Raw genomic sequence first — 9,167 nt, forward strand, 5'->3', positions numbered from 1 at the left:
AGCCTTCAGCAGCTTCTCGCGAGGGGAGCCGTCAGCGCAGCCGCTGGCCGAAGGCGCGCAGCCGCTCGCGGGCCTTCAGCAGCTTCTCGCGCGGGATGGAGAACACCGCGCGCACGCGCTCCGGGTCGCCGCACCACGCCCCGCCGTTGAGCACCACGTGGGTGTGCTCGTAGACGATGCGGGGCAGGTTCTCCGGCGTGAGCGTCACCCCGTCCACCGCGCGGCCCAACCACGCCGTCATCCGGGGCGCGAGGAAGAGTCCTCCGGCCTCGGTGGACTCGGCGCGACCGTCGTCGGGCAGCGCCTCCGCGAGCAACGTGCGCTTCTCCGCGAGGTCGCGCCGCATCCTCGCCAGGTACGCCCTCAGCGCCTTGTGCCGCGCCGGATAGAGCAACTGCCCATCCGGGCCCCGCGCATGGGCCGCGTACAGGTACGCCGCCGCGCGCGCGGTGGGCGCATGCAGCACGCCCGGAGCGCTGTCGCGCAGCGCCGCCACCAGCGCCCGGTCCTTCGTGGCGAGCCAGCCCACGCGCAGGCCTCCCGCGGCGAACTCCTTGGACAGCCCGCCCAGCAGCACCGTGCGCGCGCCGATGCCGGGCACCGCGCCCTCCAGCGACACCGGGCTGTGCACCGTCTCCGCGGACGGGTTGGTGAGGTTCACCAGCCCGAAGATTTCATCCGACACCCACAGGCAGCGCTGCTCCACCACGTACGTCGCCAGCGCCATCAACTCCTCATGCGACAGGTAGTGGCCCGTGGGGTTCGCCGGCTGCGACAGCACCACCGCGTCCGGTGCACCGCCCCGCATGCGGCGCGACAGCAGGTGGCCCAGTGACCCCGACTCCACCTCGCAGCCCGCCGCGAGGAACGTGGGCGCGAGCACGCCGTAACAGGGGGTGACCAGGAACATGCGCGGCACCCGCCCCAGCCGATGGCGCAGCGCCACGCCCAGGTGGTGCATGAGCGGCCAGACGCCGGGGGCCACGACCACGTCGTCGGCGCTGTAGCGCGCGCCGCGTGTCTCCAGGAGGAAGGCCGCCACGGACTCGGAGAGGCCCGTCTGCGTGGAGTCCGCGCGGGGGGCGACTCCCGCCGCGATGAGCCCCTCCACCAGCGGCAGCGGCAGCGGGCCCTCGTTCTCGCCGTAGTCCAGGCGCACGAGCTCCGGGTCGTCCTCGCGGAAGAACCGGGGCGCGAACGCGGGCAGCTTCGACAGCTGCGCGATGCGCTTGGCGCGGGGCAGCGGAACCTCGGGCGCGCGGTGCGGGGCCGGAGGTTCGGGCTCCGCGAAGGCCATGCGGAAGGCGAGCAGCTCGGAGAACGTGCGCTCGTAGAACCACTCCGCGAAGACGCTGATGCGCGAGTACGTCACCTCCGCGGCCACCTCCAGGTCGGTGCGCAGCGGCTCCGGCACGGGCAACAGCAGCGTCAGCTCCAGGTCCGGCCACACGGCGTTCTTGATGAAGCCGTAGAGGATGACGAGGTTGGGCGCGTGCGGCGTGCGGGCGAGGAACTCGAAGAGCGTGCGCGGCTCCACCTCGCCAGTGATGTTGAAGAAAGCGCTCTCGTCCAGCACCACCCAGATGCCGCGCCGGGCCGCCTCCGCCACGATGTCGCGCAGCACCGCGAGGTTGGTGCGCTCCCCCGGCTCCACCGTCAGCAGCACGGCCTTCACGTCGAAGGCGGAGAGCAGGCGGCGGATCTCCTCCAGCGTGTTGTGCGTCACCGCGGCGCGCACGCCCGCCTTGTCCAGCGCGCGGGCGTAGAGCGGGTGCAGGCTGCGCGACACCAGCACCGTGTCACCGGGGTCGCACGTGGCGAGCAGCAGCGAATAGACGGCCTGCTCGCGCTCGGGTGCGACGAACAGCGAGTCCTCCGACAGCCGCAGCCCGAAGTGGCGGTCCAGGTAGCGGGCCACGAGCCGTCGGAAGGACGCGTCCCCCGCCTCGTGCGCATACGGCAGGTGCGGCGACTGCGACAGCCGCTCCGCGAGCGAGGCCACGAAGCCCAGCTGCTCCGCGGACGCGGCGCCCAGGTCCAGCTCCTCCTGGAGCGCGGCGATGCCCAGGTGGCGCAGGGACGCGCGCAGGGCCAGGGTTTCCCGGGGCAGCGACAGGTGCGCCTCCCACACCGCCACCTCGTGCCAGATGGGGTGGCCGGACTGGAGCCAGCCGAGCGCGGTCGCGGCGCGCAGCGGCTCCGGGCTGTGGGCCTCCATGAAGAACTCGAACTCGCGTCCGGTGCGCTGCTCCAGGGACACCAGGGGCCGGATGTCCGTGTCCGCCGCCTGCATCACCCGCCGGGCCACGTTCACGCGGGTGGTGTAGCCGCGCCGGGTGAACATGCGCGCGATGATGGCGCGGCCCGGACGGCCCGCGAGGTTCAACAGCAGGCGCCCGCCAGGGAGCAGCCGCTCCGGCGCCTCGTCCAGGAGCCGCGCGATGAGGCCCAGGCCGAAGTGGTCCTCGTAGACGTTCTGCAGGGACGTGTAGTTGGACAGGTCGTGCAGCGCCTGCTCATCCGCCTGCGCCAGCTCCGCCGGCAGCTCGTCACCGCGCAGCACCTGGGGGATGCACCCGACGATGAAGTCCCAGGAGGGCGCCGCGGGCAGGCCGCGCAAGAGGTCGCTCTCTCCGAACGACAGCCGGGACACCAGCTGTTCATCGCCGTTGAGCCACGCGTTGCAGAGCCCCACGGCGGGCGACTGCGGGTTGAGGTCCAGGCCCCGGATGCGCGCGAGGCCGGTGAACTTCGCGAGCGCGATGCAGATCCACCCGGAGCCCGCGCCCACCTCCACCAGCTTCTTGCCGGCGTACTCGTCCAGCGGCACCTTCAGCAGCCCCTCCAGGAAGGTGAAGGCCCACGCCTCGGGCGCGAAGATGGACGGGGGGATGAACAGCTCCAGCCGCTCCTGCGACGCGCCCACCGCCACGACGACGGACGCGAGGCGCAGGGGCGCCCCTTCCGGTTGGTCGCGCGACAGCTCCGCCAGCGCGCGCAGCTCCACCAGTGCGCGGGGCCGCTCCTCCGGTTGGCTCAGCGCCTCGGCGAGCGAGCGAAGCTGGAGGAAGGCTTCACGGGGAGACGCGGGATAGGTGGCCATGGCGCGCGCGACTGTCCGGGCCCGGGTGCTCCCTGTCAACGACACTCGCGCGACGCGACCCGTCATCGCGACGCCTCGGGATACTCACGCGCACTGGCGGTGATCAGCCCGGGTCTTCCGACGTGCCCGTCGGGAGGAAGAGGTCGGCGAGGCCCGGCTTGGAGCGACGCAGCAGGTCCTCCAGCGTGTACTTGTCCAGCGTGGCCAGGAACGCGTCCCGGGCCTCGGCCAGCACGCCCTTGAGGCCGCACGCGGGCGCGATGGGACAGGTGTTGTGCTCGCGGTCGAAGCACTCCACCAGGTGGAAGTCCGGCTCACCCGCGCGCACCACCTTGCCCAGCCGGATGTCCCCGGGCGCCCGCGCCAGCAACACGCCGCCGGAGCGCCCCGGCCTCACCTCCACGTAGCCCAGCCCCGCCAGCGTCTGCACCACGCGCACCAGGTGGTGCTTGGAGATGGCGTAGGCGTCCGCCATCTCCTGCGTGGACGATGGCCTGCCCGGGCGTGCGGCCAGGTACATCAGGATGCGCAGCGCGTAGTCGGCGTGAAGGGTCAGGCGCAAGGTCAGGCGGCTCCCGAGACGGGCTCCACCCGGGGTGTGCTCGGCAGGAAGGCATCCGCGTGGATGTCCTTCAGCGAGAACCCCGCCAGGAAGAGCTTCTTGCGCAGGGATAGTACCCCTTCGGCGTTGCCGCAGAGGAACGCCCGCCAGCCCGTGGGCCGCTTCGGGAGGCTGGCGCGGATGAGGTCCTCCAGCGCCCCCTCCTCCACGTCCCCTCCGCCCCCGCTCAGCACGCAGGGCCGGTAGCGGAGGTTGGGATGGCGCGCCGCCAGGTCGCGCAGCGCGTCCATCAGGTACAGCCCGCCCGGCTCCCGAGCGCCGTGGAACAGGTGGAGGGGGCCGGTGTGTCCGGCCTCCAGCGCGTCACGGACAATCCCATACAGGGGCGCGAGCCCCGTGCCCGTGCCCGCCAGCAGCAGCGGGGCCTCCGGCTGCCCGGGGACGTAGAAGCAATCACCCGCCGGTCCCTGCACCTCCACGCGGTCGCCGGGCCTCGCCTCCGTGGCGAGCCAGCCGCTCATCGCGCCGCCGGGGATGAGGCGCACGTGCAGCTCCAGCGTGCGCTCCCGGGTCAGGCTCGCGAGGGAGTAGCTGCGCGCCAGGCCGTCCGCGCGCAGGAGCGTGACGTACTGCCCCGCGCGGTAGTCCAGCGGCGTCGCCGTCTCCAGGCGCACCGAGAGCACGTCCAGGGAGAGCGGCGCCAGCGAGACGATGCGCGCGGGCACGCGAAGCTCACCCGCTCCCGCGACCTCCAGCGCACCGCCGTCCGGCAGCCGGCATGCGCACGCGAGGAAGTAGTTGCGCGCCCGGAGCGTGTCCTTGAGCCCGACCTGCGCGGCCGGGGGCACGGTGCCCTCCACCGCCCGCATCATGCAGGACTGGCAGGCGCCCGCCCTGCATGCATGGGGCACGCTCACGCCCTGCCGCAGCAGCCCGTCCAGCACCGTCTCGCCGGACTCCAGCGGGTACCACTCCGCTTCATGCTTCACCTTGGCCATGACGTGCCCCCTTTCCTTTCTTCCGTCTAGCGGTTGAGCACGTCCGCCCGCGCGCCCTCCGCCACCGCCATCACCTTCCCCACCAGCTCCGCTGGCACCCCCAGCTCCTCCAGCGTCTCCTTCAGGTGACCCGCCACCGCGTCGAAGTGCATGTCATTCAACCCGCGCTGGACCAGGTGCTTGTGGCCGGCCCGCATGTCCTTGCCCGAGTAGGTCGCGGGCCCCCCGGTCACCAACGTGAGGAACGCCTTCTGCTTCGCGGCCTGGCGCTCCATGTCCACGTCCTCGAAGAAGTGGCTGATGCGCTCGTCGCCCAGCACCTTCCGGTAGAAGAGCTCCACCGCCGCCGCCATCGCCGGCTCCCCGCCAATCTGCTCGTACACGCTCGACATGACTGTCTCCCTCGCCCGGAAGTGGGCCCTTAAAGATGCATTCAGAATGCATGTTAAATCCCGGACCGTCAACACACTGCCTGGACGCGGCAGTAGGCGGCCGCATGGGCCGCCGCAGTTCGGGACACGGTGTCCGTGAGGGGTGTGTGGAGGTCGCGGGTCGTCCCCGCGCGAATCAGACGGGCAGGAAGCGCCGGGCCCGGCGCACCACGCGCTCCACGTTGCTCTTCACGTGGTCCAACGGCAGGGAGCGGTTCACCGGCGTGGGCTGGTAGCCCAGCCGTCCCAGCCGCGAGCGCAGGAGGTGGTTCGTGCGCAGCGCGCGCAGGTGGCGGGCCGTCTCGCGGGTGTTGAAGATGATGGACAGCGACACGGAGACGTCGTCGTTGCCGTTCTTCACGTAGTGCGGCGCCACGAACGGGATGTGCAGCGCGTCCCCGGGGCCGAACGCGTAGCGCGTCGCCGTCGCGTCAAAGGTCTCCCGGTAGTTCACCTTCGAGCCCGAGCGCGCCACGAAGGACTCCAGGTCCGCCGCCGGCACCACCTGCTCATCCCACGCCGGGGAGACGTGCACCTCCTTGGTGCCACGGAATTGCATCAGCAACGTGGAGTACCGGTCCAGGTGGAAGGGCGTGACGCTGCCGGGGGACGCGATGAACAGGTAGAGCATCGGATCCACGGCGGTGGTGCCCACGCCCTGCGCGCGCATCAGGTCCTCCACCTCCGCGAGCAGCTGGCGGAACAGCGCGTGGAAGCTGGGGTCCTGCTCCGGCGCGCGGAGCATGATGTACGAGTTGCTCGTCATCATGTTCTCCACGGTGTCCTTGAGCGACAGCCCGGTGCGGTAGTCCACGTGCGCGCGGTCGAAGTCCGCGTCCTTGGGCAACAGCCCGGAGCTGAAGAACACGTTGTCCGCGGGCAGCCGCTGCACCACTCCGGCCAGGTTCTCCAGCTCCAGCGCGGGGTGCCCCAGCAGCGTGTGCCGGCACCGGAACGACTGCCGGTCGAACTCCAGGGAGGAAGGGCCTACGGACTCGAAGATGCGCTTGGGTGACACACCAGTCTCCAGCCGCGAGCGCCGCGTACCGCGCGCTTCGAAGCGGCTGGGACACAGCGTGACTGTGGGCTGGAGAACGGTCAAGCCCCTGGAATTCCGGGCTTCTTCCCCAAAAAGCTCCGACCTGGGGGAGGGGGGAGCGCGCACGCCGGATCGTGCCCATGTTGTTCCCGTCAGCTTGAGGGACACGGGAGGAACGACATGGGCTTGGAAGCAATCCTGTTGTGGGCGGTCATCGGCCTCATCGCGGGGTGGCTCGCGTCCGCGGTGGTCGGCGGCGGCTATGGCGTGGTGGGCGACATCGTGGTGGGCGTGGTCGGCGCGTTCCTGGGCGGCTTCATCTTCCGGGCGCTCGGCACCGGGGCTCCGTTCGGCGGAATCGCGGGCACCATCTTCGTGGCGTTCATCGGGGCGGTGGTGCTGCTCTTGATACTGCGGGTGATTCGCTCCGCGACCGTACGCAGGGCCTGACGCGTGCGGCACTGAAGTGAGACGGCCCCCCTCCTATGCGGAGGGGGGCCGTTCTTTTTCTCACGGCGCCCCGGGCGGGGACTGCTTGCAGTCGAAGGACACCACCTCGGTTGTCTCGAGCGTGCGAGCACCTTTCGTGGACGAATCCGGCGTCTGCCACATCGCACGTCCTTCGAGGACACTCGGGCACTCGAGGGCTTCGACGGGCAGGTCTGGAGACAACCAGGTGCGCACCCGCATGCACCGGTGGAGGGCGCCCTGGAGGCCGAAGGGCACATCCAGCGCCATGGCCACCCGGGTCTCCACGAGCCCCGTGGCGTCGGGAGCGGAGCCGCGTGGGGGGCTGCTACAGCCCTGAGAGCGGGAGAAGTGCGAGCGGCTGGGGTCGAACCGGATGCGCACGGCGCCCTCGCCCGCGGGGCCGGGGCGGCGGTACGCCACCTCCTCCACCAGGACGTCATGCATGCAGGGGCAGGGCACGGTGTCACACTGTGAGTCCAGCCGGGTCGTCCGCCGAACGACCTCCACCTCCACCTTGCCCCCGCCCGCCTGGAAGAGCTCCCGGCGGAGGAAGAGTTCCTCCCGGTCCGGCTCATGGCCCAGGGCCCCGGGGGGAAACGCCAACCTGCAGCACGTGGGGCGCTGCGCGCCCTGGGGGCCCAGGCGCTCGGTCTGCACCTCCGCACGGATCCCGGGGTCCCCGATGCGCGTCCGTCGCAGCTCGAACGGGAGGCCGCCATCTCCGGGCGTGTGACGCTCGACGAGCGTGCTTCCCGGCTCGCAGTCGGTCCACCCCAGGCTCGCGGGGTCATTCCACGGCACCCAGGGCTGGGAGGCGGCTACCGGGTGCGTGCCGGCACAGGCCACCAGGGCCACGCAACCGAGGGTGAGAGTCCGGATCCACATACCGCCATGGTAGGTGCCCCCCGGGGCGGCGCGACACCGGCCCTGGGGTGATGACGCCAGACATCAGGGGACTGACAGCAGTCATCAGGAGCCCCCTCCCACCGGTCGCATTTCACCGGCCCTTCACGAGCAATCCCCGGAGGTTGTGACGCGGTGTGGAGAGGTGTGGGCCGTGGCATGGCTCCTGCTCTTGTCCTTCACATCCGCCGCAAGCCGTCCCCCTTCGAGGAACACCGCCATGGCGCTCTCCCCCCTGTCCAAGTCGTCCGTTCCCAGCCCCTCCCTCTCGCGCACCACGGCCACCGAGCGTCCTCCCTCCGCGCTCATGCGGCCCTCGCCGGTGACGGCGGATGCGGCGAAGGTCCCTTCTCTTCAGGGACTGCTGCAGCAGGACGGCTTTGATTCGGTGGCGGGCACGGGCAAGGGCGGCATGGAGAAGCTGGGGCAGATGCTCGCGATGCAGGTGCTGGGCGAGCTGGCGAAGATCCTGGGCGGCGAAGGCGGTCCCGTGGACGCGGCCGCCAGTGCGCAGGACGGAGTGCCGGACCTGGGCGGCGAGGAGCCGTCTTTCGATGGCGGCGTGACGGACCTCGGCGGCGAGGAGCAGTTCGCCAACGGCGCCGAGCAGGGTGGCGCGGATCAGGTCCCGCAGAGCGCCGCGGTCGACGCGGGCCCGGCGAACCTCCCGCAGCAGGCGCGCAACACGACGCCCCCGCAGGACGCGCCGCCCTTCGCGAAGGCGGAGGGCGCCTCGCAGCCCTCCCAGGGCGCGGTGAAGGGCAAGAGCACCCTCACCCTGAACAACGACGGCACCACGCCGATGACGGTGAACTTCACCCCCAACGCCGGGGAGAAGGCCGTGGACTCCGTCACGCTCAAGCCCGGCGAGAGCCGCACGGTGCAGTTCCCGGACAGCTGGTCCGGCAACTTCCGCAGCGCGTCCGGCGACGGCAAGAACGCGACGCTCGGTGAAGTGAAGTTCAACGGCGGGATGGGGCAGACGTACTACGACGTCAGCTACATCGAGGGCCACAACGCGGCCATGACCATGCAGCCCGTGAGCGGCGGCCGCCTGTCGGGCACCACCGACAACCTGCTGGCCTCCGCGCCGGACTCCGTCAAGGCGAAGGGGGCGGACGGCCAGGCGTATGGCATCAAGAAGAGCACCACCGCCAACGTGCAGGATCCGGAGGTGGTAGACTTCTTCCGCAAGCACGTCGGCGCGGATCAGGGCTACGTCATCCCCACCGACGACGCGAGCACGCTGGGCAGCAGCGACAGCAACCTCGTCGTCCACATGAAGAACCTGGCCTGACTCCCCCCTCGCGAGGCCCCTTTCCATGAGCGTCCGCCTTCCTCCCAACATCCCCCGACCGGGACAGCCCGTCCGTGGTCCCCGGGAGGAGGCAGCGCGAGAGAAGGCGAAGCCCACAGAGGCGAAGACTCCCGGCAAGGCGACCGCGAAGGGTGCCCCCGCCAAGGGTGGCGCCACAAAGGGCGCCTCCGCGAAGGGCGGCGCGTCGCAGGCCTCCGGCGGTGAAGGCGCGTCCGCCCGTTCGGCGGAAGGCGAGCGCACCAACGCGAAGGGCTCCCCGCAGCAGGACGGGATGGCGCCCAGCCAGCAGCGCGGCTCCGTCGCCGCCGGGTTCGATGGCAGGCCAGCGCCCCCCTCGCCCCC

At 71.3% G+C, this 9,167-nt stretch carries 8 protein-coding genes and 1 pseudogene; 3 read left to right on the forward strand and 6 right to left on the reverse strand.

Annotated features, from left to right (window positions below; genetic code table 11):
• Positions 1 to 31: 31 nt before the first annotated feature.
• The 5 genes from D7V97_RS12730 to D7V97_RS12750 form a co-directional block, all read right to left on the reverse strand.
• Positions 32 to 3,103: an aminotransferase class I/II-fold pyridoxal phosphate-dependent enzyme gene (locus tag D7V97_RS12730; protein ID WP_120610888.1), complete on the reverse strand. Its 3,072-nt coding sequence runs from the start codon at positions 3,101 to 3,103 to the stop codon at positions 32 to 34.
• A 103-nt stretch (positions 3,104 to 3,206) separates the two neighbouring features.
• Positions 3,207 to 3,665 carry an Rrf2 family transcriptional regulator gene (locus D7V97_RS12735; protein ID WP_120610889.1) on the reverse strand — a complete coding sequence of 153 codons (459 nt, stop codon included), beginning with the start codon at positions 3,663 to 3,665 and terminating at the stop codon, positions 3,207 to 3,209.
• Positions 3,666 to 3,667: 2 nt separating this feature from the next.
• On the reverse strand, positions 3,668 to 4,663 hold the full coding sequence (locus D7V97_RS12740) for a 2Fe-2S iron-sulfur cluster-binding protein (RefSeq protein WP_120610890.1): 996 nt from the start codon (positions 4,661 to 4,663) through the stop codon (positions 3,668 to 3,670).
• A 26-nt stretch (positions 4,664 to 4,689) separates the two neighbouring features.
• A complete protein-coding gene (locus D7V97_RS12745; RefSeq protein ID WP_120610891.1) occupies positions 4,690 to 5,055 on the reverse strand; it encodes a group 1 truncated hemoglobin in 366 nt (121 codons plus the stop codon).
• A gap of 175 nt (positions 5,056 to 5,230) precedes the next feature.
• Entirely contained in the window at positions 5,231 to 6,112 is an 882-nt protein-coding gene (locus D7V97_RS12750) for a cupin-like domain-containing protein (protein WP_120610892.1), read from the reverse strand.
• 201 nt (positions 6,113 to 6,313) lie between these two features.
• Here D7V97_RS12750 and D7V97_RS12755 point away from each other — a divergent pair, with 201 nt between their 5' ends.
• Positions 6,314 to 6,583 carry a GlsB/YeaQ/YmgE family stress response membrane protein gene (locus D7V97_RS12755; RefSeq protein WP_120610893.1) on the forward strand — a complete coding sequence of 90 codons (270 nt, stop codon included), beginning with the start codon at positions 6,314 to 6,316 and terminating at the stop codon, positions 6,581 to 6,583.
• Between the two features lie 60 nt (positions 6,584 to 6,643).
• Here D7V97_RS12755 and D7V97_RS12760 read toward each other — a convergent pair whose 3' ends face one another.
• A complete protein-coding gene (locus D7V97_RS12760) occupies positions 6,644 to 7,489 on the reverse strand; it encodes a hypothetical protein (RefSeq protein WP_120610894.1) in 846 nt (281 codons plus the stop codon).
• Positions 7,490 to 7,727: 238 nt separating this feature from the next.
• Between D7V97_RS12760 and D7V97_RS12765 the strand changes: the two genes are divergently transcribed.
• Both D7V97_RS12765 and D7V97_RS44105 read left to right on the forward strand, forming a co-directional pair.
• On the forward strand, positions 7,728 to 8,804 hold the full coding sequence (locus D7V97_RS12765) for a hypothetical protein (RefSeq protein WP_199728788.1): 1,077 nt from the start codon (positions 7,728 to 7,730) through the stop codon (positions 8,802 to 8,804).
• Positions 8,805 to 8,829: 25 nt separating this feature from the next.
• A pseudogene (locus tag D7V97_RS44105) lies at positions 8,830 to 9,167 on the forward strand (hypothetical protein); the annotation flags it as partial.

Origin of the sequence: Corallococcus sp. CA053C, from assembly GCF_003611675.1 — a bacterium.
Lineage (GTDB): Bacteria > Myxococcota > Myxococcia > Myxococcales > Myxococcaceae > Corallococcus.